The sequence below is a fragment of the Streptomyces sp. NPDC005774 genome, from assembly GCF_042871645.1.
GTDB lineage: Bacteria > Actinomycetota > Actinomycetes > Streptomycetales > Streptomycetaceae > Streptomyces > Streptomyces pratens.
The window spans coordinates 50600-77143 of the sequence record NZ_JBIAIV010000038.1; the positions used below are offsets into that span (position 1 = coordinate 50600).

The 26544-nt window shown below is 72.8% G+C and carries 20 protein-coding genes and 1 pseudogene; 6 read left to right on the plus strand and 15 right to left on the minus strand.

Features of this window, described 5'->3' with window-relative positions:
• Positions 1 to 141: 141 nt before the first annotated feature.
• A complete protein-coding gene (lipB, locus tag ACFYQA_RS28085) occupies positions 142 to 990 on the minus strand; it encodes a lipoyl(octanoyl) transferase LipB (protein ID WP_388923444.1) in 849 nt (282 codons plus the stop codon).
• A 405-nt stretch (positions 991 to 1395) separates the two neighbouring features.
• Here lipB and ACFYQA_RS28090 point away from each other — a divergent pair, with 405 nt between their 5' ends.
• Positions 1396 to 2862, plus strand: a complete 1467-nt coding sequence (locus ACFYQA_RS28090) for a regulator (protein WP_388923447.1) — start codon at positions 1396 to 1398, stop codon at positions 2860 to 2862.
• Positions 2863 to 3125: 263 nt separating this feature from the next.
• On the opposite strand, the gene ACFYQA_RS28095 is transcribed toward ACFYQA_RS28090, so the two are convergent.
• Complete coding sequence (locus ACFYQA_RS28095) at positions 3126 to 4520, minus strand: NAD(P)/FAD-dependent oxidoreductase (RefSeq protein WP_388923450.1); 1395 nt, start codon at positions 4518 to 4520, stop codon at positions 3126 to 3128.
• 310 nt (positions 4521 to 4830) lie between these two features.
• Positions 4831 to 5733, minus strand: a complete 903-nt coding sequence (locus tag ACFYQA_RS28100; RefSeq protein ID WP_388923453.1) for a TIGR01777 family oxidoreductase — start codon at positions 5731 to 5733, stop codon at positions 4831 to 4833.
• Between the two features lie 71 nt (positions 5734 to 5804).
• Here ACFYQA_RS28100 and ACFYQA_RS28105 point away from each other — a divergent pair, with 71 nt between their 5' ends.
• On the plus strand, positions 5805 to 6296 hold the full coding sequence (locus ACFYQA_RS28105; protein ID WP_388923456.1) for a GNAT family N-acetyltransferase: 492 nt from the start codon (positions 5805 to 5807) through the stop codon (positions 6294 to 6296).
• A 28-nt stretch (positions 6297 to 6324) separates the two neighbouring features.
• Here the strand turns inward: ACFYQA_RS28105 and ACFYQA_RS28110 are convergent, their stop codons facing one another.
• Positions 6325 to 7509 (minus strand): MarP family serine protease, encoded by a 1185-nt coding sequence (locus tag ACFYQA_RS28110; RefSeq protein WP_388923459.1) that lies wholly within the window; start codon positions 7507 to 7509, stop codon positions 6325 to 6327.
• A 332-nt stretch (positions 7510 to 7841) separates the two neighbouring features.
• On the opposite strand from ACFYQA_RS28110, the gene ACFYQA_RS28115 reads away from it, so the two are divergent.
• The gene (locus tag ACFYQA_RS28115; RefSeq protein WP_388923502.1) at positions 7842 to 8678 is read left to right on the plus strand and encodes a peptidoglycan recognition protein; all 837 of its coding nucleotides are present in this window, start codon (positions 7842 to 7844) and stop codon (positions 8676 to 8678) included.
• Between the two features lie 15 nt (positions 8679 to 8693).
• On the opposite strand, the gene ACFYQA_RS28120 is transcribed toward ACFYQA_RS28115, so the two are convergent.
• From ACFYQA_RS28120 to ACFYQA_RS28150, 7 genes are all read right to left on the minus strand, one after another.
• On the minus strand, positions 8694 to 9212 hold the full coding sequence (locus ACFYQA_RS28120) for a DUF4240 domain-containing protein (protein ID WP_388923505.1): 519 nt from the start codon (positions 9210 to 9212) through the stop codon (positions 8694 to 8696).
• Positions 9213 to 9265: 53 nt separating this feature from the next.
• The gene (locus tag ACFYQA_RS28125) at positions 9266 to 10393 is read right to left on the minus strand and encodes a helix-turn-helix transcriptional regulator (RefSeq protein WP_388923462.1); all 1128 of its coding nucleotides are present in this window, start codon (positions 10391 to 10393) and stop codon (positions 9266 to 9268) included.
• Positions 10394 to 10488: 95 nt separating this feature from the next.
• A complete protein-coding gene (gene aceE, locus ACFYQA_RS28130; RefSeq protein ID WP_388923465.1) occupies positions 10489 to 13191 on the minus strand; it encodes a pyruvate dehydrogenase (acetyl-transferring), homodimeric type in 2703 nt (900 codons plus the stop codon).
• 392 nt (positions 13192 to 13583) lie between these two features.
• Positions 13584 to 14207, minus strand: a complete 624-nt coding sequence (locus ACFYQA_RS28135; RefSeq protein ID WP_332426886.1) for a GntR family transcriptional regulator — start codon at positions 14205 to 14207, stop codon at positions 13584 to 13586.
• A 377-nt stretch (positions 14208 to 14584) separates the two neighbouring features.
• Entirely contained in the window at positions 14585 to 16402 is a 1818-nt protein-coding gene (gene sucB, locus ACFYQA_RS28140) for a 2-oxoglutarate dehydrogenase, E2 component, dihydrolipoamide succinyltransferase (RefSeq protein ID WP_388923468.1), read from the minus strand.
• Between the two features lie 60 nt (positions 16403 to 16462).
• Entirely contained in the window at positions 16463 to 17851 is a 1389-nt protein-coding gene (gene lpdA / locus ACFYQA_RS28145; RefSeq protein WP_388923471.1) for a dihydrolipoyl dehydrogenase, read from the minus strand.
• Between the two features lie 305 nt (positions 17852 to 18156).
• Entirely contained in the window at positions 18157 to 19698 is a 1542-nt protein-coding gene (locus ACFYQA_RS28150; RefSeq protein WP_388923474.1) for a leucyl aminopeptidase, read from the minus strand.
• Positions 19699 to 19954: 256 nt separating this feature from the next.
• On the opposite strand from ACFYQA_RS28150, the gene ACFYQA_RS28155 reads away from it, so the two are divergent.
• Complete coding sequence (locus ACFYQA_RS28155; protein ID WP_388923477.1) at positions 19955 to 20821, plus strand: endo alpha-1,4 polygalactosaminidase; 867 nt, start codon at positions 19955 to 19957, stop codon at positions 20819 to 20821.
• Positions 20822 to 20867: 46 nt separating this feature from the next.
• On the opposite strand, the gene ACFYQA_RS28160 is transcribed toward ACFYQA_RS28155, so the two are convergent.
• The gene (locus ACFYQA_RS28160; RefSeq protein WP_388923480.1) at positions 20868 to 21659 is read right to left on the minus strand and encodes an adenosylcobinamide-GDP ribazoletransferase; all 792 of its coding nucleotides are present in this window, start codon (positions 21657 to 21659) and stop codon (positions 20868 to 20870) included.
• 60 nt (positions 21660 to 21719) lie between these two features.
• On the opposite strand from ACFYQA_RS28160, the gene ACFYQA_RS28165 reads away from it, so the two are divergent.
• Positions 21720 to 22484: a hypothetical protein gene (locus ACFYQA_RS28165; RefSeq protein WP_388923483.1), complete on the plus strand. Its 765-nt coding sequence runs from the start codon at positions 21720 to 21722 to the stop codon at positions 22482 to 22484.
• Between the two features lie 258 nt (positions 22485 to 22742).
• Here ACFYQA_RS28165 and cobT read toward each other — a convergent pair whose 3' ends face one another.
• Complete coding sequence (gene cobT, locus ACFYQA_RS28170; RefSeq protein WP_388923486.1) at positions 22743 to 23897, minus strand: nicotinate-nucleotide--dimethylbenzimidazole phosphoribosyltransferase; 1155 nt, start codon at positions 23895 to 23897, stop codon at positions 22743 to 22745.
• Positions 23898 to 24263: 366 nt separating this feature from the next.
• Here cobT and ACFYQA_RS28175 point away from each other — a divergent pair, with 366 nt between their 5' ends.
• Positions 24264 to 25454, plus strand: coding sequence for a methyltransferase domain-containing protein (locus tag ACFYQA_RS28175; protein WP_388923489.1), 1191 nt, complete (start codon positions 24264 to 24266; stop codon positions 25452 to 25454).
• Between the two features lie 60 nt (positions 25455 to 25514).
• Here the strand turns inward: ACFYQA_RS28175 and ACFYQA_RS28180 are convergent.
• Together ACFYQA_RS28180 and ACFYQA_RS28185 are read right to left on the minus strand one after the other, a co-directional pair.
• A pseudogene (locus ACFYQA_RS28180) lies at positions 25515 to 25856 on the minus strand (IS200/IS605 family accessory protein TnpB-related protein); the annotation flags it as partial.
• 76 nt (positions 25857 to 25932) lie between these two features.
• Positions 25933 to 26544: group II intron maturase-specific domain-containing protein (locus ACFYQA_RS28185; protein WP_388923492.1), on the minus strand; the 612-nt coding region annotated here is incomplete at its 5' end.

Below are 26544 nucleotides of genomic sequence, written 5' to 3' on the forward strand. Positions count from 1 at the left end.
CCTAGCTTCGATTCTTCGGCGTACACCAGGGTACGCCCGTGTTTGTTGGGCCTGGCGGTCAGGCCAACCTCCGAGGCGCGGGGCGCATTCCCGGACGCGAGGCCGGGGCCTCTCGTTCGGGCAGGGCCGGCTCGGTCCGGATCAGGCGCTCGCGCGGACGATCTCCCGGGGCTTGGGGTCGGCGTGCTCCAGGATGTCGCGCAGGTGGCGCTCGACGACCGGGAGCACCTCGTCGATCGTGATGTCGCGGCTTAGTTCGGCCGCGAGGGAGGTGACGCCCGCGTCGCGTATGCCGCACGGGATGATCCGGTCGAACCACTTGTTGTCCGGCTGCACGTTGTACGAGAAGCCGTGCATGGTGACGCCCTTGGCCACCCGGATCCCGATGGCGGCGAGCTTGCGGTCCTCGCGGCGCTGGCCGGCGTTGGAGGGCGCGTACTCGGGGCCGTTCAGCCGCGGGTCGAACTCCTCGTCGGTCAGGCGGGGATCGAAGTCCAGGGAGAGGCCCGCCCGTCGCCCGCCGACACCCTCGGCCGAAGCGCTGCGCGCTGCCCCTCCATATCGCGCCGGGCGCTGTTCGACCGGGTCGCCCAGTACCCACACCCCGCTGCGGCCCTCGATGCGGGTGGCGGTCACGCCGAACTCCGCGGAGGCGCGGATCAGAGCCTCCTCCAGGCGCCGCACGTGTGCCACCACGTCCACCGGGCGGGGCAGCTTCTGGATCGGGTAGCCCACCAGCTGGCCGGGGCCGTGCCAGGTGATCTTGCCGCCGCGGTCCACGTCGATGACCGGGGTGCCGTCGAGGGGGCGCTCGCTGTCCTGGGTGCGCCGGCCGGCCGTGTAGACCGGGGGGTGCTCCAGCAGGATCACGGTGTCGGGTACCTCGTCGGCGAACCGCGCCGCGTGCACCCGGCGCTGTTCGTCCCAGGCCACCTGGTAGTCGACGGACTCGGTCCCGAAACCCATTCGGACGAACCGCAACTCACTCACGGCAAGCGCCTCCCCAGACAGTAGTAAGGCAGTAAGGCAGTAAGGCAAACAAGCGGTAAGGCGCGAAACGTGCCCAAGCCACTGTACGACCGTGCGGCCGGTCACTGTTCCGGCGCCCGGACGGACCGCTGTTCCGGCAGCTCTCCCGGCGCCCGCGGGGGCGCCGCTTCCGCGTCGGTCCACAGTTTCCGGTCGCCGTCAGCCGTCCGCCGTCCGTCGTCAGCCGCGAGGTTAATCCTCACACGATCGGATGAATGCGGATCGAAGACCGCAACCGAGCGTTTACTCTCCGCTACATTCGCGCCGTTCGGCAGGCCATAAGAGCTGCTCACGGGCTGCGCATCGGCTGCTCATGGGTATCCGGGCACCACCACGTTCGCCGGAAGGCAGGAGACCGCACCGCAGATGTCGGAACGACCCGCGCAGCGCACCCCCAACCGCCAGCTCGCCGCGCTCATCGCAGAAGCGGGGTTCTCCAACGCGGGACTCGCCCGTCGCGTGGACCAGCTCGGTCTCGAACACGGGCTCGACCTGAGATACGACAAGACCTCCGTCACCCGCTGGCTGCGTGGGCAGCAGCCCAGGGGCACCACACCCGCGCTCATCGCCGAGGTCTTCACCCGGCGCCTCGGCCGCAGGCTCACGGCCCAGGACCTCGGCCTGGACGCCTGTGCCCCCGTCTACGCGGGCCTGGAGTTCGCCGCCGCCCCCGACGAGGCCATCGACATCGTCAGCGGGCTGTGGCGCAAGGACTCGGGCAGCCACGCCGAGCTGCGCAAGATCGCCTTCACCTCGGCGGGGCTCGTGGTGCCCAGCCGGGACTGGCTCATCGGCCGCGCCGACGAGAAGGTGGCCCGCGCCGAGCCACCGCTCCGCGTCCCCGCCCAGGTCCGGTCGGCGGGCGGACCGGCGGGACGGCCGCCCGGGTTCGCCACCCGCCGCCGGCACGCCGCCGAACGCGGTCCCGGCCAGCGGGTCACCGGCGGCGACATCGCGGCCCTGCGCTCGGTGGGCGAGCTGTTCCGCACCCTCGACGACGCCTACGGCGGCGGCCACGCCCGCCAGGCCCTGGTGCGCTACCTGGAGCACGAGTGCGAGCCGATGCTGCGCGGCAGCTACGGCGAACAGACCGGACGCCGCCTGTTCGCCGCCGTCGCCGACCTGACCCGGCTGGCCGGCTGGACGTCGTACGACATCGGCGCGCACGGGCTCGCCCAGCGCTACTTCGTCCAGGCGCTCCGCCTCTCCCAGGCGGCCGCGGACCGGGCCTACGGCGCGTACGTCCTGGTCACCATGAGCCGGCAGGCCGTCTACCTCGGCCACGGCCGGGAGGCCGTGCAGTTGGCGCGGGTGGCCCAGCAGGGTGCGGGCGGCTCCACCCCGCCCCTGGTGCAGGCCCTGCTGCACGCCGTGGAGGCGCGCGGGCACGGGGCGCTCGGTGAGGTCCGTGCCTGCACCGCGGCGCTGGTACGCGCCGAACGCGCTCTGGAAAGCGCCAGGCCCGGCGACGAGGTCCCGCACTGGGTGCGCTTCTTCGACGAGGCCCAGCTCGCCGACGAGTTCGGCCACTGCCACCGCGACCTCCAGCAGTTCCGGGCCGCCGCCCAGCACGCGGAGCGCTCACTGCAACTGCGCGCCCCCGGCTACGCCCGCAGCCGCCTGTTCTGCCGGGTCGTCCTCGCCACCGCGCGCCTCGGTCTCGGCGAACTCGACCAGGCCTGCCTCATCGCCGCCGAGGCGGCGGGCCAGGCCGCCGAGATGCGCTCGGTACGGGCCGTGGAGTACGTCCGCGACTTCGAACGCCGCCTGGAGCCCTATCGCGACGCGGCGCCGGTCCGCGTCTACCGGGACAGGATCGCGGCGTACGGCTGAGCGGCGACGCCGAGGGGCGCGGGGCCGAGGGGCCACGGTGGCTACGCGCCCCGCGGCGGCCGCAGCCACCACCGGGGCCGCGGATCCGGTGAGAGGGCCGCCGGGGAGCCGCCTGACGCCTCGTGGAGCGACTGACGGCTCCCGGGCTGCCCGGGCTCCCGGTTCCCGGCTGCCCGGGTCCGGACAAGCCCCGTGCGCCGGTGGAGAGCGGGGTCCTCGGCAAGGAGACGGTGGGCGGCGCGGGGCGCCGCCCACCGGGGTGGTCAGGCCGCCCGGGCCGTCGGAAGGGGGTCGGCCGTGTGCAGGGGGCGGTCCGCGCCCAGGTCCGCCAGGATCGCGGCCGAGGCGCGGCGGCCCGAGTGCAGGGCGCCCTGCACCGTGCTGGTGTCGCGGTGGTCGCCGCACACGTACAGGCCCGCCAGCAGCCGTACCGGGCGGCGCAGATCGTGCGGTGGAGGCATCGCCGGCACGGCGTCGGCGGTGTGGTGGACCGCCAGTGTCTCCCAGCGCGCCGTCGGCATGCCGTACAGCCTGGACAGGTGCATGCGTACGTCCGTGTCGACCTGCGCCCCGGGCGGACCCAGCACCGTGGACGACACCAGCGCGCGGCCGGCCGGGGCCCGGGACGGGTCGACCCGGCTGACCACCGCCGTGTGCGTCACCGGGCCGCCCCGGTCGGCGTCCAGGAGCAGCGAGGTGCCGGTCTGAGGGGGCTCGTCGGTCGCGTGGTGCACCACCGTCACCGGGTGGAAGTCCGGCACCCGCAGGCCCGGCAGCAACTGCGCGGCGGCGCGCGCGTCCGTCGCGATCAGCACCGCGCGGCAGCGGAACTCGCCGTGCTCGGCGGTGGTCACCGACGTCGTCGAGACGGAGGTGGCCCGGACGCCGGTGCGCACCGTGCCCGGGGGCAGCCCCCGTGCCAGCAGCTCCGGCAACGCCTCCGCGCCGCCCTCCGGCAGACACAACCGCCCGGCCGCGAAGGCCCGCAGCGCGAGATCCGCGCACCGACTCGACGTGGTGAGGTCCGGGTCGTACAACAGCGCGGCGAGCAGCGGACGGAGGAAGCCGTCGACGGTACGGGCCGGCAGGCCCCGGGCCGTCAGCGCCTCCGCGGCGGTCGACTCCGGCCGGGCCAGCAGCCGTTCCACCGGTGTGCCCGCGAGCCGGGTGAACGCGGCGCCCAGCCGGGCCTGGTCGACGGCGGTGCCCAGCGGGGTACCGGTCCGGCTCCGGGGCGTGGACACCTGCCGTCCGGGGACGGCCACCGGCCTCCTGGGCACCGACCCCGCCCGGGGGGCGCTCGCGAGGGCGCGCACCGCATGAAGTGCGCCCCTTGCGCCCCTCGCGCCGGTGGGCACGCCCGCGCGGTGGTGCCGTCCGTCGCTGTGCAGCAGGATCCCGGGCGCGAACGGGCGCAGTACGAGCCCGTCCACGCCCGCGGTCGGCCGCAGCTCGGGATACGCCGTGGACAGCAACTGCCCGACTCTGTCGAGCCGGAAGCCGTCGACCTTCTCCGTGGCCATCCGGCCACCCACCGCGTGGGCGGCCTCCAGGACCACGGTGGTGACTCCTGCGCCGGTCAGGCGTCGTGCCGCGGAGAGTCCGGCGATCCCGGCCCCCACGACGACGACGTCCGCCTGGTACGTGGGCTCAAGCACGTGCCCCTCCTCGAGGTTGCGCGGACGCTGGAGACGTCATGCCTCCAACAGGCCCCAGGAATACCCGAGTTCCGCTCGAGGTTAGGTCCGGGAAGGCACCCGGGGAGTCGCGCATCGACAGGGGCACGGGCGCACGGCGGTCGCATACGTCCGCCGGACGGAACACCGCGGTCACCGAGGGCGCACCCGCCCCGGCGGTCCCGCGCCCCGGTCGTCCCGCGCCCCGGTGGTCCCGCGCCCCGGTCGTCCTCGTACCCTTGGCCCCCACCGCCCCCGGCCCGAGGTGCTCTCCGCCCCCCCGTTCGCCCCGTCACAGCGCCGCGCGGATCGCCCCCTCGATGTCCGGGAACGCGAACCGGAACCCCGACTCCAGCAGCCGCGTCGGCAGCACCCGGGCGCTGCCCAGCACGTCCTGGGCCATCTCGCCGAGCACCGTCCGCAGCACCGGCGCCGGTACCGCGAACACCGTCGGCCGGCGCAGCACACGCGCCATCGCCGCGGTGATCTCACGGTTGGTCGCCGGGTGCGGCGCGGTCAGGTTGAACGGCCCGGACAGCCCGTCGGTGTCGAGCAGATGACGCAGGGCGGCCACCTCGTCGTGCAGGGCGACGTACGACCAGTACTGGCGCCCGTCGCCCAGCCGCCCGCCCAGCCCGGCCCGGAACAGCGGGAAGAGCCTGCCCCACGCCCCGCCCCCGCGGGCCACCACGAGCCCGGTCCGGGCGAACGCCGTCCGCACGCCCGCCTCCCGGGCCGGTGCCGCGGCGGCCTCCCACTCGACGCACAGCTCCGGCAGGAAGCCCGAGCCCGCCGGCGCGCTCTCGTCGACCGTCCGGTCGCCGGTCTCGCCGTAGTAGCCGATCGCGCTGCCGTTCACGAACACCCGCGGCCGTACGTCCCGCTCCATCCCGGCGAACGCCTCGGCGAGCGAGGCCGTGCCCCTCACCCGGCCGTTGCGGATCCGCGCCTTGTACGCGGGTGTCCAGCGGTGGTCGCCCACCCCGGCACCGGCGAGATTGACCACGGCGTCGCATCCGGCGAGCCCGGCCGCGTCCACGGACCCCCGCTCCGGGTCCCACCGCACCTCGTTCTCCGTGCGGGGCGTCCGGCGCACCAGGCGCACCACCCGGTGCCCGTCGGCGGTGAGGGACTGGACGAGTGCACCGCCGATGAGGCCGGACGCACCGGCCACCGCGATTCGGGAAGGTTCCATGATTCCCATCCTGCCCCGCCGCCCGGTCATCACGGTGACGCATCGCGCCCCCGGTCATTACAGTGCCCCTCATGCCCGAGTCACTGCTGCGCCCCGCACGCCCCGCCGACGAGGGGGAACTGGCCCTCCTCGACCGCGACACCTGGTCGTCCCTGCACACCGTGAGCCCTCCGCCGCAGCCGCCGTACGGCACCTTCTTCGGCGAGCGGTCCGGTCCCGGCGACCACATCGTCGCCGAACGCGACGGGCGTGTCGTGGGCTACGTCCGGCTCGGCTTCCCCTCACCGCACGCCTCCAACCAGCACGTGCGGCAGATCCACGGCCTCGCCGTCGCCGAGGAGGCCCGCGGCGCGGGCGTGGGCCGGGCCCTGGTGCGGGCAGCCGTCCAGGAGGCCCGGGACCGGGGCGCCCGCCGCATCACTCTGCGCGTCCTCGGCCACAACACCACCGCCCGCGTGCTGTACGAATCCGAGGGCTTTGTCGTCGAGGGCGTCCAGCCGGAGGAGTTCTTCCTCGGCGGCCGGTACGTCGACGACGTACTGATGGGCCGGTCCCTGCTCTGACGGCAGTCCGCGCCGGCCGCCCCGCCGCCTACGACGTCGCCAGTTCTCCCGTGTCCACCGGTGCCGTCGCGTCCGCCGCGCGCTCCGCGTCGCCGGCGACCTCGGCCGCGGTCAGGACGTAGCCGGTCTCCACGTCCGAGGTGGACCGGGCGAACACCACGCCGAACACCCGGCCGTCGGTGGTCAGCAGCGGCCCGCCGGAGTTGCCCGGACGCACGGTGGAGCGGATGGAGTAGATCTCGCGCGTGACGCCCTGGTCGCCGTAGATGTTCCGTCCCCTCGCCTGCACCCGGTTCGCGACCGTCGCCGCCTGGAGATTCAGGTCGCCGTCCTGCGGGTAGCCCGCGACGACCGCCGAGTCGCCGCGGTCGGCGTCGTCGACGAACCGGAGGACGGGCGCCCGCAGTTCGGGCACGTACAGCACGGCCACGTCCTTCTGCGGGTCGAACAGCACCACCCGGGCCTCGTACGCCCGCCCGACGCCGCCGACCCGCACGGTCGGCTCGTCGATGCCGGCCACCACATGGGCGTTGGTCATCACATGCTCCGTCGCGTACACGAAGCCGCTGCCCTCGCGGCCCTGGAGACCCGCGACGCCCTCGACCTTCACCGTGCTCCGCTGGGCGGCCCGGGTGGCGGCGGCGGTGACGCTGTCGCCGGAGGGCTCGGCGACCTCGGCCGTCGACTCGTTCTCGAACGGGTTGAAGACCTGCGGGAAACCCGCCTCGGTCAGCGCGGAGGTGGCCCGCGAGAACCACGCGGGGGTGCTGTCCGGCATCACCTCGTGGACCGCGCCGAGCAGCCGCGAGTCCCGGATGGCGGAGGTGATCAGCGGGGACGAGGAGGCGCCGAGGACGGACGCGATCACCCAGGCCACGATCAGCACGGCCACCGAGTTGGCCACCGCCCCGCCGACGCCGTCCGCCACCCGCAGCGGGCCCCGGTCCAGTTCCCGCCGCAGCCGCAGCGCCAGCCGGCCCGCCAGCTCATGGCCCACGGCCGCCGGCAGCAACACCGTGACCAGGGCCGCCACGGTGGCCCCGGTGGTCCCCGGGGTCACCAGGTCCATCACCCAGGGCAGAATCCACACGCCGACGAGGGCACCGCCCACGAAACCGGCCAGCGACACGCAGCCGGCCAGCAGACCGCGCCGGTAGCCGGACGCCGCGTAGGCCAGGACGACCAGCAACAGCAGGATGTCGAGCAGGTCCACGCACGCCGCCTTTCTCTCGGGCCCTCTCATACGTGGGGGAGGGGCCCGGTGATCAGCCACGCGCGGGTGACCACCGGAAAGCGGTCGCACGCGCGTGTACCCGGAAGAACGTCGAGGACCCGGACGATGGTTCCGCCCTGGACCCGGACGATGGTTCCACGGTGGACCCGGACGATGGTTCCACCGGTTGGCACGGCCACGTCGCGGGCCCGCTCGATCCGCCCCACAGTGAAGACATGCGTGTCCTCAAAAGACCAAGGGGAGCGCGGCCGCGCCATGCTTCCCGGATATCCCACGGAACCGGCCGTACGAGCCTGCCCAGAACCGTCAAAGTGCTGCTCGGCTGCCTGCCCGGCGTCGCCGCGGCGGTCGCCCTGGTGCTGTGCGCGTACGGAGTCGAACGGGCCGCGGAGCCCTCGGCCGCCGCCCCGGCCCCCGTCCGTAAGACGGCCGCCCACACGGCGTCCAGGCCGCCCATCGTGTCGAGAGCGACCTGGGTGGGCGACATCGGCCGCGAACAACCGCCCCCGCGCTACGACGACAAGGTCGTCGCCGTCTTCGTCCATCACACCGACTCGCCCAACGACTACGACTGCGCCGGGGCCCCCACCCAGATTCGCAGCCTCTACGAGGGCCAGACCACTGCCCGGGACTGGGACGACATCGGCTACAACTTCGTCGTCGACCGCTGCGGCACCATCTACGAAGGCCGCGCGGGCGGCACCGGCCGTCCCGTCACCGGCGCCCACACCCAGGGCTTCAACCACCGCAGCACGGGCATCGCCGCGCTCGGCACCTTCACCGCCGGGGTGGCCGTGCCACCCGCGATGGAGCGCGCGATCGCCGAGCTGGCCGCCTGGAAGCTCGGTCTGTCCGGCACCGACCCGCGATCCGACGTCCGGCTGGTCTCCAGCAACGGCGGCAGCCGGTACGCGGCCGGCACCACCGTGATGCTGCCCGCCCTCGCGGGCCACAGCGACGGCTTCATGACCAGCTGTCCGGGCGCCGCCCTGCAAGCCCGCCTGCCGAGGATCAGGGAGACGGCGGCGAAACTGCAGGGTCGCCGGCCGGACGCCGGAGGCCGGCAGGAGCAGCAGCAAAAGGCACAGAAAAAGGCGCAGAAAAAGGCGCAGGGGGAGAACAGCCGGATCGCGGGGACCTCGAGGTGAGCAGGTCCCCGGGGCTCAGGGCCGGAACCGGTCCCAGAGCCGGGGATAGCGCTCGGCGAGCAAGGAGTCGTTCTCGAAGTCGGCGGGCGTGCCCGCGGGCTCGGCCGGGCCCGCGGGGAGGTCCAGGTCGGGGGCCACAGTGCCGGTGAGCTGCTCGTACGCCTCGTCCGCCGCGTAACCGAGCTCCTCGCCGTCGCCGTCGATCTCCTCGTCGAAGTCGTCCAGCAGATCGGCCAGCGCGTCCGGCTCGTGCAACGCGCCCTCGTAGACCTCGCGGCCCTGGCCGATCAGCCAGCACCTGAAGAAGTCGAAGGCGTCGTCGCTCGCCCCGTCGAGAAGTACCCAGGCGGCGCCCCAAAGGTCCCAGCGGTAGGCGCGGTGGTAGCGGGCCTCGAAGTGCCGGGCGAAGTCGAGGACGGCTTCCGGATCCAGCCGCGCGAGCCGCTCCACGAGCAGGTCGGCCTGCTCCTCCGGGTCGCCCTCGGCGTCCTCGCGGGCGGTGTCGACCAGCTCCCAGAACTCCGTCTCGTCCATCACGCGTCAAGCATCGGTCCTGGAACCCCGGGACGCACCCCGGAATACGCGGATCAACTCCTCCCGTACAGCAGGGCCAGCCGTACGGCCTGGGCGGCGAACCACTCCCGCAGCGAGGCGGGCGCGAGTACCTCCGCCTCGGGGCCCAGCGCCGTCAGCTGGGTGCGGGCGACCTCCTCGGACTCCACCGGCAGGGTCACCGTCACCCAGCCGTCGTCGTCCGCCCCGGTCCCGGCCGCTCCGGCCAGTGCCTCCCGCGCGGCCACCGCGTCCACGGCGTGCGGCAGCGCGCGCATTCCCTCGGGCGACAGCCGTACCACCACCTCCGCCCGCAGGATCGAGCGCGCGAACTGCTCCGCCCGCTCCGCCCAGAACGCGGGCAGATCGAACTCCGGGTCGCGCTCGAAGCGTGCCGGACCCGGACCCGGACCTGGACCCGGACCTGGACCCGCACCTGGACCCGGACCCGGACCCGGCCCTGGACCCGGACCCGGCCCTGGACCCGGACCCGGCCCTGGCCCCGCCCCGGTCACCGCCTCCACCGCCGTGAACCGGTCGATCCGGTACACCCGGTGGGCCCCCGGGCCCGACGGCCCCCGCTCCGACGCCTTCTGCCCGGGCACCCGCGCGCACAGGTACCAGACGCCCGCCTTGAGCACGAGCCCGTACGGCTCCAGCTCCCGCTCCACCTCGGTGTCCCCGCGCCGGTAGCGCGCGATGACGGGACGGTCGTCCCACACCGCGTCCGCCACGGCCGGCAGCAGCTCGGGCGCCGGCACCTCGCGGAACCAGCCCGGGGCGTCCAGATGGAACCGCTGCGCCGCCGTCCTCGGCGCGTCCCGCAGGGAGGGCAGCAGCGCCGCCGACACCTTCAGCCGGGCCGCGGAGGCCGTGTCCTCGAGCCCCATCTCGCGCAGCGCGCCCGGCACCCCGGACAGGAACAGCGCCTCCGCCTCGCCGCGGGCCAGCCCCGTCAGCCTGGTTCGGTATCCGCCGACCAGCCGGTACCCGCCGGCCCGCCCCCGCTCGGCGTACACCGGCACCCCGGCCTCGGACAGCGCCTGCGCGTCCCGGGTGACGGTCCGCTCCGACACCTCCAGCTCGCGCGCCAGTTCGGCGGCGGTCATGGAGGGCCGGGACTGGAGCAGCAGCACCATCTTGATCAGCCGGGCAGCACGCATGCGGCCCATGATGCAGCAGGAGGCCCCCGCCGCAGCGGGGGCCTCCTGCCGTCACGGTCCGCAGGACCGGGTGCCCTGTCACAGGCCCTGCTTCGTTACAGGCCGTACTTCTCGCGTGCTTCCTTCACGGCCGTCGCCTGCACCTCGCCGCGCCGGGCGAGCTGCGCCAGCGCCGCGACGACGATGGACTCGGCGTCGATGCCGAAGTGCCGGCGGGCCGCCTCACGGGTCTCCGACAGGCCGAAACCGTCGGCGCCCAGCGAGGAGTAGTCCTGTTCGACCCACTGCGCGATCTGGTCGGGGACCTGGCGCATGTAGTCGGACACCGCCAGTACCGGGCCCTCGGCGCCCTGGAGCGCCTGCCGGACGTACGGCACCCGCTCCTCGCCGCGCAGCAGCGCCGCGTCGGCGTCCAGCGCGTCCCGGCGCAGCTCGGTCCACGACGTCGCCGACCACACGTCGGCCGCCACGCCCCACTCCTCGGCGAGCAGCCGCTGCGCCTTCAGCGCCCAGTGGATCGCCGTACCGGAGCCGAGCAGCTGGATCCGCGCGGCGTTGGCCGCGGGGGCCAGTCCGGCCGACTCCGCCGTGTTGAAGCGGTACAGGCCCTTGAGGATGCCCTCGTCGATCCCGGCCGCCGACGGCTTGGCCGGCTGCCGGACCGGCTCGTTGTAGACCGTCAGGTAGTAGAAGACGTCCTGGTCCTCGCCCGGGGCCGCCGCGCCGTACATCCGGCGCAGACCCTCCTTGACGATGGTGGCGATCTCGTATGCGAACGCCGGGTCGTAGCTCAGCGCGGCCGGGTTGGTCGCCGCGATGACGGGGGAGTGGCCGTCGGCGTGCTGCAGGCCCTCACCGGTGAGCGTGGTGCGGCCGGCGGTGGCGCCGACGAGGAAGCCGCGGCCGAGCTGGTCGCCGAGCTGCCACATCTGGTCGGCCGTGCGCTGCCAGCCGAACATCGAGTAGAAGATGTAGAACGGGATCATCGGCTCGCCGTGCGTCGAGTACGACGTGGAGGCGGCGATGAAGTCGGCCATGGAACCGGCCTCGGTGATCCCCTCGTTGAGGATCTGGCCGTTCTTGGCCTCCTTGTAGTACATCAGCTGGTCGCGGTCGACCGGCTCGTACGTCTGGCCCTTGGGCGAGTAGATGCCGAGCGAGGGGAAGAGCGACTCCATGCCGAAGGTGCGCGCCTCGTCGGGGACGATCGGCACCCAGCGTTTGCCGGTCTCCTTGTCGCGGACCAGGTCCTTGACCAGGCGGACGAACGCCATGGTGGTGGCCACGTTCTGCGAGCCGGAGCCCTTGTCGAAGGCGGCGAACGTCTTCTCGGCCGGGGACGGCAGCGGCGCGACCGGGTGGACGCGGCGGGCCGGGGCCGGACCGCCGAGGGCGGCGCGCCGCTCCTGGAGGTAACGGACCTCGGGTGAGTCGGCGCCCGGGTGGCCGTAGGGGACCTCGCCGTCGACGAAGTCGCTGTCCTTGATCGGTAGTTCGAGGCGGTCACGCATCGCCTTGAACTCGTCCGTCGAAAGCTTCTTCATCTGGTGGTTGGCGTTCTTCGACGCGAAGCCGTCGCCGAGCGTGTGGCCCTTGACCGTCTGGGCCAGGATCACGGTCGGCGCGCCCGTGTGGGAGAGCGCGGCGCGGTAGGCGGCGTAGACCTTGCGGGCCTCGTGGCCGCCGCGCGAGAGCTGGAAGCACTCGATGATCTTGTCGTCGCTCAGCAGCTTCGCCATCTCGACGAGCGCCGGGTCCTTGCCGAAGAAGTCCTCGCGGATGTAGGCGGCGTCGCGGGTCTGGTACGTCTGGACCTGCGCGTCGGGTACCTCGCGCAGGCGGCGGACCAGCGCGCCCGTGGTGTCCAGCTGGAACAGCTCGTCCCAGGCGGTGCCCCACAGGCTCTTGATCACGTTCCAGCCGGCGCCCCGGAACTGGGCCTCCAGCTCCTGCACGATCTTGAAGTTGGCGCGGACCGGACCGTCGAGCCGCTGCAGGTTGCAGTTGATGACGAAGGTCAGGTTGTCCAGGCCCTCGCGGGAGGCGAGGGTGAGCGCGGTGGTGGACTCCGGCTCGTCCATCTCGCCGTCGCCGAGGAACGCCCACACGTGGGAGTTCGACAGGTCCTTGATACCGCGGCTGGTCAGATAGCGGTTGAACCGCGCCTGGTAGATCGCGGAGATCGGGCCCAGGCCCATCGACACCGTGGGGAACTCCCACAGCCAGGGCAGGCGCCGCGGGTGCGGGTAGGACGGCAGCCCGTCGCCGCCGGCCTCGCGGCGGAAGTTGTCGAGGTGCGCCTCGGTCAACCTGCCGTCGAGGAAGGCACGGGCGTAGATGCCGGGGGAGGCGTGGCCCTGGATGTAGAGCTGGTCTCCGGAGCCGTCACCCTCCTTGCCGCGGAAGAAGTGGTTGAAGCCGGTCTCGTAGAGCCAGGCCGCGGAGGCGAAGGTGGCGATGTGGCCACCGACGCCGTACTTGCTGCCGCGGCTGACCATCGCCGCCGCGTTCCAGCGGTTCCACGCGGTGATGCGGGACTCCATCGCCTCGTCGCCGTCCACGGCGGGCTCGGCGGCGGTGGGGATGGTGTTGACGTAGTCGGTCTCGAGGAGCTGCGGCAGTGCGATGCCGGCGCCCTCGGCGCGCTCCAGCGTACGGCGCATCAGGTACGCGGCCCGGTGCGGGCCGGCTGCCTCGGCGACGGCGTCGAGCGAGGCCTGCCATTCGGCGGTCTCCTCGGGGTCGCGGTCCGGGAGCTGGTCCAGCTCGCTCGGCTGGATGGCCTTGGGGTCGGTCATGTCGCCGCCTTCCTCAGTCGAAGGGGGTTCCCTCATCGGTTAAGGGTTCAGGGGTGCCCTTGGTCTTTGGCAGGACAGGGCTGAGGTCTCTGATGGAGACCCCGCCGGTGACAATAACCTGCTGATCGATGATCGATCAAAGAGTTCAGGTGAAAATCTCTTGATTTCAAGAAAGTCGGCACGCGGTGCCCGGGGGAGTGGCACCGAGTGACGTGAAAAGGGGGATGTTTTCGCAGGTGAGCGCGGGTCTCCGCAGGTGTCGCGACACACGTTCCGGCGTGCGTCCCGGCACACGTCCGGGTGTTCCCGTACGGGCCCGAGCGCCTGTCGCCAGACGCACGCGCCGGGCTCGTGCCGTCCCACGCCGGGCTCGCGCGCCTTCCGCGCAGGGCTCACGCTCGGGGCGCGCACCCCAGTACATGGGCTTTCACGATCTCCGCGATCCGCGGGTCGCGGCGGCGGAACGCGGCCACCAGGTCCTGGTGCTCCTCCGCGTAGGACTGCTGGACCGTGCCCAGCCAGCGGATGGACAGGGCGGTGAAGACCTCGATGCCCAGGCCCTCCCAGGTGTGCAGCAGCACCGAGTTGCCGGCCGCACGGACCAGTTCGCGGTGGAAGGCGACCGTGTGCCGCACCTGGCCCGTGCCGTCGGCGACACGGTCGGCCTCGTACAGCGCGGCGACGTGCGGCTCGAGCGCCGAGCAGTCCTCCGACAGCCGGTCCGCCGCCAGTTCCGCGGCGATCGCCTCAAGACCCGCCCGCACCGGGTAGCTCTCCTCCAGGTCGGTGGCCGAGAGGTTCCGCACCCGCACGCCTTTGTTGGGCGCCGACTCGATCAGCCGCAGCGACTCCAGCTCGCGCAGCGCCTCCCGCACCGGCGTCTGGCTGACCTCCAGCTCCGTCGCGATCCGCCGCTCCACGATCCGCTCGCCCGGCTGCCAGCGCCCGCTGATGATCCCTTCCAGGATGTGCTCGCGGATCTGCTCGCGCAGCGAGTGGACGACGGGCGCGGTCATGAGGGCTCCTTGAACAGGGCTCGTGAATCCGAGGCAGCCGCCCGAAGGGCCCCCGTCGAGGGGCGGCGGACGGACGACGGACAGGACCCTTGAGGGCGTTTGACCCTTAGACAATACGGCTGTGACGCCGTCCGGGAGGGGCACACAGGGTGCTTTGGACCAGGTGAGACGAGGCTTACACGGCGCATACGTCATGTCCCACGGCGCGTATGCGCCGAGTCCCGGACGAGCTGTACGGCCGGGCCCGCGCAGCCCGTCCACCATCCCCCGCCCACCGCGCTCCCGTCTCCCGCGCACACGACGGTGCCCCCGCCCGGAGACTTCCGGACGGGGGCACCAGGGACCGGGGTCGGCGACCCGGTTTCAGCGGCCGTGGATCACAGGCCGAGCTCGACCTCGAACTCGCCCGCCTCCAGGATCGCCTTGACCGAGGTCAGGTAACGGGCCGCGTCGGCGCCGTCCACCAGACGGTGGTCGTAGGACAGCGTCAGGTACGTCATGTCGCGGACGCCGATGACCGTGCCCTCCTCCGTCTCGATGACGGCCGGACGCTTGACCGTGGCACCGATGCCCAGGATCGCGACCTGGCCCGGAGGCACGATGATCGTGTCGAACAGCGCACCGCGCGAACCGGTGTTGCTGATGGTGAAGGTCCCGCCGGACAGCTCGTCCGGAGTGATCTTGCTCGCCCGGACCTTGCCCGCCAGCTCGGCCGTGGCCTTGGAGATACCGGCGATGTTGAGGTCACCGGCGTTCTTGATGACCGGGGTCATCAGGCCCTTCTCGGAGTCCACCGCGATACCGATGTGCTCGGTGTCGAAGTAGGTGATGGTCCCCTCGTCCACGTTGATCCGGGCGTTGACGGCCGGGTGGGCCTTCAGCGCCTGGGCGGCGGCCTTGACGAAGAACGGCATCGGGGAGAGCTTGACGCCCTCGCGGGCCGCGAACGACTCCTTGGCCCGCGCCCGCAGCTTCATCAGCCGGGTGACGTCGACCTCGACGACCGAGGACAGCTGCGCCTGCTCGCGCAGCGCCTTGACCATGTTGTCGCCGATGACCTTGCGGATCCGCGGCATCTTCACGGTCTGGCCGCGCAGCGGCGAGGCCTCGAGGACCGGGGCCCGCTTGGCGGCCGGCGCCGCCTGCGGCGCGGGGGCCGCAGCCGGGGCGGCCTTCGCGGCCTCGGCCGCCGCGACCACGTCCTGCTTGCGGATACGGCCACCGACGCCGGTGCCCTTGACGGTGGACAGGACGACGCCGTGCTCGGCGGCGAGCTTGCGCACCAGCGGGGTCACATAGGCGCCGTCGTCGACCGGCTGCGCGGCGGCCGGAGCAGCGGCGGGCGCGGCAGCGGCCGGAGCCGGAGCGGCCGGAGCCGCGGGAGCCGCGGGAGCCGCGGGAGCCGCCGGCGCGGGGGCCGGGGCGGCCTGCTGCGGAGCCGGAGCCGGTGCGGCCGGAGCGGGTGCCGGTGCGGCCGGAGCGGGCTCCGGAGCAGCGGCCGGAGCCGGTTCAGGGGCGGCCTGCGGGGCGGGAGCCGGTTCCGGGGCGGCAGCCGCCGGAGCGGCACCCGGAGCGCCGATGACGGCGAGCTTGGCGCCCACCTCGGCGGTCTCGTCCTCGCCGACCGTGATCTCCAGCAGCACACCCGAGGTGGGCGCCGGGATCTCGGTGTCGACCTTGTCGGTGGAGACCTCGAGCAGCGGCTCGTCGGCCTCGACGCTGTCACCGACCGACTTCAGCCAGCGGGTGACGGTGCCCTCGGTGACGGACTCGCCGAGCGCGGGCAGGACCACGTCCGTGCCCTCGGCGGAGCCGCCGCCGGCCGTGGCATCGGCGGTGGGCGCCGGTGCCGGGGCGGACTGCTCGGTGGAGGGGGCGGCCGCCGCCGGCTCAGGGGCCGGTGCGGCGGGCTCGGGCTGCTCGGCGGCCGGGGCCGGAGCCTCGGCCGGGGCACCGCTGCCGTCGTCGATCAGGGCCAGCTCGGCACCGACCTCGACGGTCTCGTCCTCGGCGACCTTGATGGAGGACAGCACGCCGGAGGCCGGAGCGGGGATCTCGGTGTCGACCTTGTCGGTGGAGACCTCGAGCAGCGGCTCGTCGGCCTCGACGCGCTCGCCCTCGGCCTTCAGCCATCGGGTGACAGTGCCCTCGGTGACGCTTTCGCCGAGCGCCGGAAGGGTTACGGAAACCGCCATGGTTTCGGTTGCTCCTTAGAAGTGCGGAAGTCTGTGTCGTCGCGCCCGTGACCGAGGACGTCAGTCGTGGGAGTGGAGGGGCTTGCCCGCGAGGGCCAGGTGCGCCTCGCCGAGCGCCTCGTTCTGCGTCGGGTGGGCGTGGACCAGCTGGGCGACCTCGGCAGGCAGGGCCTCCCAGTTGTAGATCAGCTGGGCTTCACCCACCTGCTCGCCCATACGGTCGCCGACCATGTGGACGCCGACCACCGCACCGTCCTTGACCTGGACGAGCTTGATCTCGCCCGCGGTCTTGAGGATCTTGCTCTTGCCGTTGCCCGCCAGGTTGTACTTCAGGGCGACGACCTTGTCCGCGCCGTAGATCTCCTTGGCCTTGGCCTCGGTGATGCCGACGGAGGCGACCTCCGGGTGGCAGTACGTCACCCGCGGCACGCCGTCGTAGTCGACCGGGACGGTCTTCAGACCGGCCAGCCGCTCCGCCACCAGCATGCCCTCCGCGAAGCCGACGTGCGCGAGCTGGAGCGTCGGGACGAGGTCGCCGACCGCGGAGATCGTCGGGACGTTGGTCCGCATGTACTCGTCGACCAGGACGTAACCGCGGTCCATGGCGACCCCGGCCTCCTCGTAGCCCAGGCCCTGCGAGACCGGGCCGCGGCCGATGGCGACGAGCAGGACCTCGGCCTCGAACTCCTTGCCGTCGGCGAGGGTGACCTTCACGCCGTCCTGGGTGTACTCGGCCTTCTGGAAGAAGGTGCCCAGGTTGAACTTGATGCCCCGCTTGCGGAACGCCCGCTCCAGCAGCTTCGAGCTGTTCTCGTCCTCGACCGGGACGAGGTGCTTGAGGCCCTCGACGATGGTGACCTCGGCGCCGAACGACTTCCACGCGGAGGCGAACTCGACGCCGATGACGCCGCCGCCCAGCACGATCGCGGACTTCGGCACACGGTCCAGGACGAGGGCGTGGTCGGAGGAGATGATCCGGTCGCCGTCGATCTCCAGGCCCGGCAGCGACTTCGGCACGGAGCCGGTCGCCAGCAGGACGTGGCGGCCCTGGACCCGCTGACCGTTCACGTCGACGGAGGTCGGCGACGACAGCCGGCCCTCACCCTCGATGTAGGTCACCTTGCGGGAAGCGACCAGACCCTGCAGACCCTTGTACAGGCCCGAGATCACGTCGTCCTTGTACTTGTGGACGGCCGCCATGTCGATGCCCTCGAAGGTGGCCTTCACACCGAACTGCTCGCTCTCGCGGGCCTGGTCGGCGATCTCGCCTGCGTGCAGCAGGGCTTTGGTGGGGATGCACCCGTTGTGCAGGCAGGTACCGCCGACCTTGTTCTTCTCGATCAGGGCGACGTCCAGGCCCAGCTGCGCCCCGCGCAGGGCCGCGGCGTAACCACCGCTGCCACCGCCGAGGATCACTAGGTCGAAAACAGTGCTGGCGTCGTTCGCCACGTCACGTCCTCCATGCATGTGCGCCACGCCGGTCTCCAGCGACCGGTCGGCGGCTGGTGTCCGGCCGCTTTTTGCCTTCGGCCCTTCGGTGGGGCCCTGTCCTGCCGAGCCCTATCCTCGCACTTGTCGACGCGGAACGAGACGTGGGGCGGCGGTGTGAGGCGTCCCACGTTCGAACACCCGCCCGTCGCAGGCACGGTGGGTACGCGTGACGACCCCTACGACACGCCTCCGCGGCAGGGCACGACCCGGCCGGCGGGGCCCCGTCCTGCCCGCACACGGGGTCCCGCCGGCAACCGGTCGGCTCAGCCCAGCTCGCCGGCCGCCGTCTGCTCCGCGATGCGGACCAGCGTCCGTACCGCCGAACCCGTACCGCCCTTGGGCGTGTACCCGAACGGGCCGCCCTCGTTGAAGGCCGGCCCCGCGATGTCGAGGTGGGCCCAGGTGATGCCCTCGCCGACGAACTCGCGCAGGAAGAGACCGGCGACGAGTCCGCCGCCCATCCGCTCGCCCATGTTCGCGATGTCGGCGACGGTCGAGTCCATCCCCTTGCGCAGGTGCTCCGGCAGCGGCATCGGCCAGGCGGGCTCGCCGACCTCCTCGGCGGCCTCCAGCACCGCGGCGCGGAAGGCGTCGTCGTTCGCCATGATGCCGAAGGTGCGGTTGCCCAGCGCCAGGACCATCGCGCCGGTCAGCGTCGCGACGTCCACGATCGCGTCGGGCTTCTCCTCCGAGGCGGCCCACAGCGCGTCCGCGAGGACCAGCCGGCCCTCGGCGTCGGTGTTGAGCACCTCCACCGTCTTGCCGCTGTACATGCGCAGCACGTCACCCGGGCGGGTCGCGGAACCCGAGGGCATGTTTTCGGCCAGGGCCAGCCAGCCGGTGATGTTGACCGCGAGACCGAGGCGGGCGGCGGCGACGACCGCGGCGAACACGGCGGCGGCGCCGCTCATGTCGCACTTCATCGTCTCGTTGTGCCCGGCCGGCTTCAGCGAGATGCCGCCCGAGTCGTACGTGATGCCCTTGCCGACGAAGGCGAGGTGCTTCTTCGCCTTGGCGGAGGTGTACGACAGCTTCACCAGCCGCGGACCCGACGCCGAGCCGGCGCCCACGCCGAGGATGCCGCCGTGGCCGCCCTTCGCCAGCGCCTTCTCGTCGAGCACCTGCACCTTGATGCCGTGCTCCTTGGCCGCGGCCTGCACGACGGCGGCGAACGCCTCGGGGTCGAGGTCGTTGGGCGGGGTGTTGATCAGGTCGCGGGCCCGGTTGAGCTCCTCCACCACCGCGGTGGCACGCTCCACGGCCGCCTTGAACGCCTTGTCGCGGGACTTCACGCCGGCCAGCACGGCCTCGGCGAGCGGCGCCCCGCGATCCTTCTTCTTGTCCTTGCCGCCGGTGTCGCCGATGTTCTTGTAGGCGTCGAAGGAGTACGCGCCGAGCAGCGCGCCCTCGGCGACCGCGCCGGCGTCGGCGGCGTCCGTCATCGGGAGGGCGAAGACGGCCTTCTTGGAGCCGGACAGGGCGCGGGCGGCCACGCCGGCCGCCCGGCGCAGTGTCTCGGTGTCGGGGGCGGCGTCCTTCTCGGGCCGGGTGCCCAGACCCACCGCGACCACGAGCGGCGTCTTGAAGCCGGTCGGCGCGGGGAGTTTCGTCACCTCACCCTCGGCGCCGGACGCGCCGAGGGTCTCCAGGACGTCGGCGAGCCTGCCGTCGTAGGCCTTGTCCACGGCTTCGGCGCCCGGCACGACGACCGGGCCCCCGGCCGCAGTGCCCTTGGCGACACCGATCACGATCGCGTCGGCCCGCAGGCCGGGCAACGCGGCGGTGCTGAGAGTGAGAGCAGTCACGGTGGTGAATTCTCGCTTCCGATGTGAAGTTGCTGTGGCCGAAAGGTGTGGGTCGACCGGCCCGGCGCCGACCCTGATGGCGACCTGGCGGTACGGTCTCGGCGGGGCCGTCCCCGGTACGGCGACACTCCGGACGAGACTACGCGCGTCTGTGTGTCCACTCCCTCACGCGGGTCTTCACCGATCGGTGACGTGGCGGCCGTCGTCGGGGCCCTACCCGCGGACCGCCTGACGGCGGCGAAGGTGAGAGACACCCATGAGACGACCCTCAGGACTGCTTGCCGTGCCGCTCGCCCTGTGCGCGCTGCTGCTGCTCGCGGGCTGCGCCTCGGGAACGGGCCCCGAATCCGAATCCGAATCCGAATCCGAATCCGGGTCCGGGGCCCGATCCGGGTCCGAATCCGGCTCGGGCCGGAGCGCCGGTCCCCGCTGGCAGCCGCGTCCCGGCACCGACTGGCAGTGGCAGCTCAGCGGACGCCTCGACACCTCCGTGGACGTACCGGTCTACGACATCGACGGGTTCGACCACTCCGGGGACACGGTCGCGCGGCTGCACCGCGACGGCCGGAAGGTCATCTGCTACCTGTCCACGGGCGCCTGGGAGGACTTCCGCCCCGACGCCGGCGACTTCCCCGACGAGGTGATCGGCCGCGGCAACGGCTGGGAGGGCGAGCGCTGGCTCGACATCCGGCGTACCGACGTGCTGGGACCGATCATGGCCGAGCGGTTCGACATGTGCCGCGACAAGGGCTTCGACGCGGTGGAGCCGGACAACATGGACGGCTACCGCAACCGCACCGGGTTCCCGCTCACCGCCGCCGACCAGCTCCGCTACAACCGTCTGATCGCCCGGCTCGCCCATGAACGCGGCCTGGCCGTCGGCCTGAAGAACGATCTGGACCAGATCCCGCAGCTGGTCGGCGACTACGACTTCGCGGTCAACGAGCAGTGCGCCCAGTACGGCGAGTGCGCGCGGCTCACCCCGTTCGTCGAGGCCGGCAAGGCCGTCTTCCACGCCGAGTACGAACTGCCCACCGACCGCTTCTGCGCGGACTCCCGGCGGCTGAGGCTGAGTTCCCTGCTGAAGAAGTACGAACTGGGGGTCTGGCGCCGAGCCTGCTGAGGCCCGTACCGGACGGGCCCCGGGGTGCCGTGGACGGTTCGACGGTTCAGCCCAGCGCCGCGACGACGAGGACGGTCGTCGCCGCGGTCTCCGTCAGCGCGCCGAACACGTCGCCGGTGACCCCGCCGAAGCGGCGGACGCAGTGCCGCAGGAGGAGTTGCGCGGCCGCGGCCGACAGCAGCACCGCGAGGACGGTGCGGGCGATGCCGTCCGCGCCGAGGAGGGCGCCCCCGGCCGCCGCGGCCCCGGTCACCGCGAGCGCGACAGCCGCCGCGCCCGCCCGCGGGACGACCCCGGCGACCGCGGCGCCCAGCCCTTCCGGACGTGCGGGCGGCACCCCGGTGCGGGCGGCGAGGGTGAGGACGAGCCGGGCCGCGACCGCCGCGACCACGGCGGCGAGCGCGCCCCGGGTCCAGGAGTCGCCGTAGGCCTGGGCCAGCGCGGCCACCTGGGCCAGCAGCACCAGGACGAGGGTGAGCACGCCGAACGGCCCGATGTCCGACTGCTTCATGATCCGCAGCGCGTCCTCGGCCGGCTTGCCGCTGCCGAGCCCGTCCGCGACATCGGCCAGTCCGTCGAGATGCAGCCCGCGCGTGAGGACGGCGGGTACGGCGACGGTGGCGACGGCGGCGAGCGGCGCGCCCGCGCCGAGGAACAGCAGCAGGAGTCCGACGGCGGCGGCCACGGCGCCCACCACCAGCCCGGCGAGCGGGGCGCACAGCATGCCGCCGCGCGCGGCCGGGCGGTCCCAGCGGGTCACCCGGACCGGGAGCACGGTCAGGGTGCCGAAGGCGAAGCGCAGACCGTCGGACAGCGAGGTCGGGAAGGGTGCGGGCACCGGCGCAGGTTACCCGGTGGTCAGCAGGGCGCCCCGGGCAGCCGTGGATAAAGTGCGCTTATGGGGCATTGGCTGCAGCGGAACATCATCGAGCCGGGCAAACTGCCGCTGCTTCTCGCCCTCACCGCCTTCGTCCTCACCTTCGTGATCACCCGGGCCGTCACCCGGCTGATCCGGGCCGGCAAGGGCCCCTTCGGCAACGTCAAGGCGGGCGGTCTGCACATCCACCACGTCGTGCCCGGCGTGATCCTCACGGTCGTCGGCGGCTTCGGCGCGGTGGCGGGCGGCCGGCACGGCTTCGGGTCGGCGCTCAGCGCGGTCGTCTTCGGCATGGGTGCCGGTCTCGTCCTGGACGAGTTCGCGCTGATCCTGCACCTTGACGACGTCTACTGGACCGAGGCGGGCCGGCAGAGCGTCGAGGTGGTCGTCCTCACCGCCGCCCTAGTCGGGCTGGTGCTGGCCGGGTTCTCCCCGTTCGGCGTCAACGACCTCAGCGCGGAAGAACTCCAGAACCGCGCAGGCGTCGCCCTGAACGTCGCGGTCAACTTCCTCTTCTCGCTCATCGCCCTGAGCAAGGGCAAGGCGAGGATCGCCGTGTTCGGTGTGATCGTCCCCGTCATCGCCGTGGTCGGCGCGCTGCGGCTGGCCCGTCCCGGCTCCCCGTGGTCCAGACGCTTCTACCGGCGCAGGCCCCGCGCCCGCGCCAAAGCCGTCCTCCGCGCCTACCACCACGACCTGCGCTGGTCGACGCCCCGCCGCGCCGTCCAGGACTGGATCGGCGGCAAACCCGACCCCGACCCGCCCCGCCCGCTCGAACGCGGGTGACGGACGGGGCGGAGGGCTTGCGCCGGGACGCGGCCCTTCGGCCGTTACGGGTGCGGGCCGCCCGGAACGTCTCCCCGGGGGCGGAGCCGGCGAGTGCCCGGCGGAAAGACTTCCTGCCGCTGCCGCTGCCGCTGCCGCTGCGGCCGAGGCCGGCCCGCCATGTCGGTCCGGGGCCGGGACCGTTCCCCGCTCCGTCGAACGCGGGCGACGGGGCGGGGCGTTGCTCCGGGAGCGGTTGCTCGGGACGTACGGGGACGGCTACTCGGGCTTCGGCACTGCCGAGGTCTCCGGCGCCTTCGGCCGGTCCGCCACGGCCGGCTGCTCCGAGGATTCCGGCGTCTCCGGTGCTTCCGGGGTCTCCGACTCCTTCGGGCGTTCCGGGAGTTCCGCGGCCAGGGCGGCCGCCGCCTGGACCAGGGGGAGGGCCAGGAGGCCGCCCGTGCCCTCGCCCACGGTGACGCCGTGGGAGAGGAGCGGTTCCAGCGCCATCCGGTCCAGTGCCTTCGCCTGGCCCGGCTCCCCGCTGTCGTGCGAGGCCAGCCACCAGTCCGGCGCCCGGAACGCGATCCGCTGCGCCACCAGCGCGCACGACGCCGTCACGACCCCGTCGAGCACGACCGGCATCTTCCGCACCGCGGCCTGCAGCAGGAAGCCCGTCATCGCGGTGAGGTCGGCCCCGCCCACCGTCGCCAGCAGCCGCAACTGGTCGCCGAGCACGGGCCGGGCCCGCCGCAGCGCGTCACGGACCGCCGCGCACTTGCGCATCCAGGCCAGGTCGTCGATCGCCAGCCCGCCGCGCCCGGTGACCACGGACGCGTCCGTCCCGCACAGCGCGCCCACCAGCACACCCGCCGCCGTGGTCCCGCCCACGCTCACATCGCCGAGCACCACCAGGTCCGTACCGGAGTCGGCCTCCTCGTCGGCCACCGCGACCCCGGCCCGGAACGCAGCCTCGGCCTCCTCGGGGCTCAGCGCGTCCTCGACGTCGATCCGTCCGCTGCCGCGCCGCACCCGATGCCGTACGACGTCCTCGGGCAGGGTGTCCGGGTCGCAGTCCAGGGCCATGTCGACCACCCGCACCGGCACCCCGAGCCGCCGGGCCAGCACGGACACCGGACGGCCGCCCTCCAACACCTCGCGCACCAGCTGCCCGGCGCTGCCCGCGGGCCGCGCCGAGACACCCTGCCGGGCGATCCCGTGATCACCGGCGAAGAGGACGACCCGCGGCCGTTCGACCGGTCGCACCGGCACCGCGGACTGCGCGGCGGCCAGCCACTCGCCCAGCTCGTCGAGGCGGCCCAGCGACCCGGGCGGCACGATCCGGCGCTCGCGCCGCGCCTCCGCGTCACGGCGTACCCCGCCGTCCGGACGCTCGATCAGATCGGTGAAGTCGTCGAGATTAAGCGCGCTCATTCGCCGAACAGTACCGGCCCGGCTCGAACACGCCGGAGCCCTGGGGCCCGCCGTCGGAATCCCACCCACCGGGCGACGCCACCCCGACGTCATTGCGCCCGGGATCGCCATCCGATCCGTAACGTTTTGCAAGGGAATGTCATCACCGTGCCCCGCCCGCCCGGCCAGTACCCCGAGTCCGTTCCACCCATCCTGCTCACCCCCTCGGCCCCTGCTCGCTCTCTCTGCCCCCGCTCACCCCTTCTGCTCGCCCCTCTCGCCTCCGCTTGCCCCTCTTGCTCCTGCTCGTCCCGCTCGCCCCTCCACTCCCACTTCCGCTCACCCCCTCTGTCCCCGCTCGCCCCGCCCGACTCACCCGGAGCCGCCATGTCCGAACCCGACGCGCCCGCCGCCGTCCCGTCGCCCGCCGTTCCGTCGCCCGCCGTCCCCCGTGCCCTGGTCGTCCCCGCTCAGCAGGCCTCCGTGCGGGTGCACGAGCCGCGCCGCGGAGACTGTCCCTGGTGCGGCTCCACGCGGCTGCGCAACCGGCTGCGCACCGGAGACCTGCGACGGCACCGGCCGGGCCGGTTCACCGTCGACGCGTGCCGGGAATGCGGGCACACCTTCCAGAACCCCCGGCTCACCGCCGAGGGCCTGGCCTTCCACCGCCGGACACCGCGCGGAGCCCCCCGGGACGCCGTCACCGACCACGTCCTCGCGCTGCGCGACGCCCCGCGCCGCCGCCGGGCCACGGCCCGCGCGATGCTGCGCTTCGGCGAACCGGAGAGCTGGCTGGACGTCGGCACCGGACACGGCCGCTTCCCGGACATCGCGCGGGAGTTCTTCCCCTACACCGCCTTCGACGGCACCGACCTCACCGCGCGCGTCGAACGCGCCCGCGTCCTCGGCCGCGTCGAGGAGGCCCACATCGGCGCGCTGACGGACCCGAAGCTGCTGGCCCGGGTGGCGGCCCGCTACGACGTCGTCAGCCTGCTGCACCACCTCGAACACACCACCGACCCGCGGACGGAACTCCGCGCCGCCCTGGACGCCCTGCGCCCCGGCGGTCATCTGCTCATCGAGACCCTGGACCCCAGGTGCGTGTTCGCCGCCCTGTTCGGAAACCGGTGGCTGTCCTACGACCAGCCCCGCCGGCTCCACCTGCTGCCACCGCGCAACCTCCGGGCCGAACTGGAGGCCCTCGGCTGCGAGATCGTCACCACCAGGCCCGGCGTCACCAGGCCCGGCGTCACCAGGCCCGGCGTCACCAGGCCCGGCGTCACCGGGTCCGCCGCCAGGCCCGCCGCGTCCAGGTCCGGGCACCGTTCCCTGTACGTCCCGTACGACCTGGCCGGCGCCACCGCGCTGGCCCTCTCCCATGCCCTGCCTGCCCCGGACGCCCCCTGGCGCGCGATCCCGCCGACCTCGTTCCAGCAGCAGGCGCGCGCCGTCCTGCTGCGCGCGGGCACCCCGTTGGTCGCCGTCGCGGCGCTGACGGACCTCGCGCTGGCACCCGTCCTGCGGCTCACCCCGTTCGCCAACGCGTACCGGATCATCGCCCGAAAGCCGGCGAACTGACCCCGCCCCGGCCTCGTACCCCGCCCCGGCCCTTGCCCAGGAACCGGCTGTTCACCGTTCCTAGTCAGTGAGCAGGAGTGAGTCCTGGACCCATTCCCGCTCGCTGCGGACATCCCGAACGGTGGTGGGTGTCCTGGTCGCCCGCGTTCGCTCCGCGTCCGGCGGCACGGATCGTGTCCGTGGTCCGGGAAGGCGGCGGCGGGCTCCCTCACGCCCGGGGGCATCCGGGCCGGCCTGGACGATCCGATGCCCGTGCACATCACTCCGGTGTGCACGGGGCGGTGCCGTCCGACGCCGGAGCGGATGCCCCCGGGCGCGTCGCCCGATCGCGATGCTCGCCGCATCGTGCCGGGTAGTCTTACGATTCTTGCTGGTCAGGGGTTTTTGCCAGTGCTGGGCGCCCCGTCGGGTAGGCCCCCCGCATTGCTGCGGGAGGCCCCCCTCAGAACCGGACTGGCGAGTTGTCCCCGCATCCGGCTCAAGCAGACCGCAAGGGCCGTGCAGCGGCAATCCTGCCGTTCTCCCACCTGTCACCTGCGTGGTGATGTTGGTGGCATTCCGCGTGCACAAGGCGGAGGTTTGTCCGTGCGTCCGACCCGCCGAGACTTCGGTAGACGAGGTGATGTTTGTCCAGCCTCTTTTTCGCCGTTGCGAACCATTCGATCCATTCACGTGGATTGTCAGGCTGGTATTCCGCGTCAGCGATCAGCGCTTGACGGCATACCGGGCAGATTCCCTTTTGAAGGTAGGCCATCGAAAGGGTTTTCTTGTCCAGTGTCGTCGGTACCGTCTTGTGCCGTCTCTTGTCCCAGTAATCGACCAAGGTGGGGTCATCGACTGATGCCGTTCCCTTGACCATGTCGTGGCGCACGATCTTTGTCCAGGCGAACTTGACCAAGTAGGAGGTGTTCTCGGGATTGCCGAACACCCACTTGTCATCCCTGGACGGGTTGAATCTGCCGAAGTACCTGTCGGTTACCCAGGTCCTCGACTTCCTTGGATGCGTGTGTCGTCCCCACTTGAAGGTGAGCCGCCACACATAGGTGTCCAGCGAGCTGAATACCTTACTGGACACCGCGACGCGATAGTA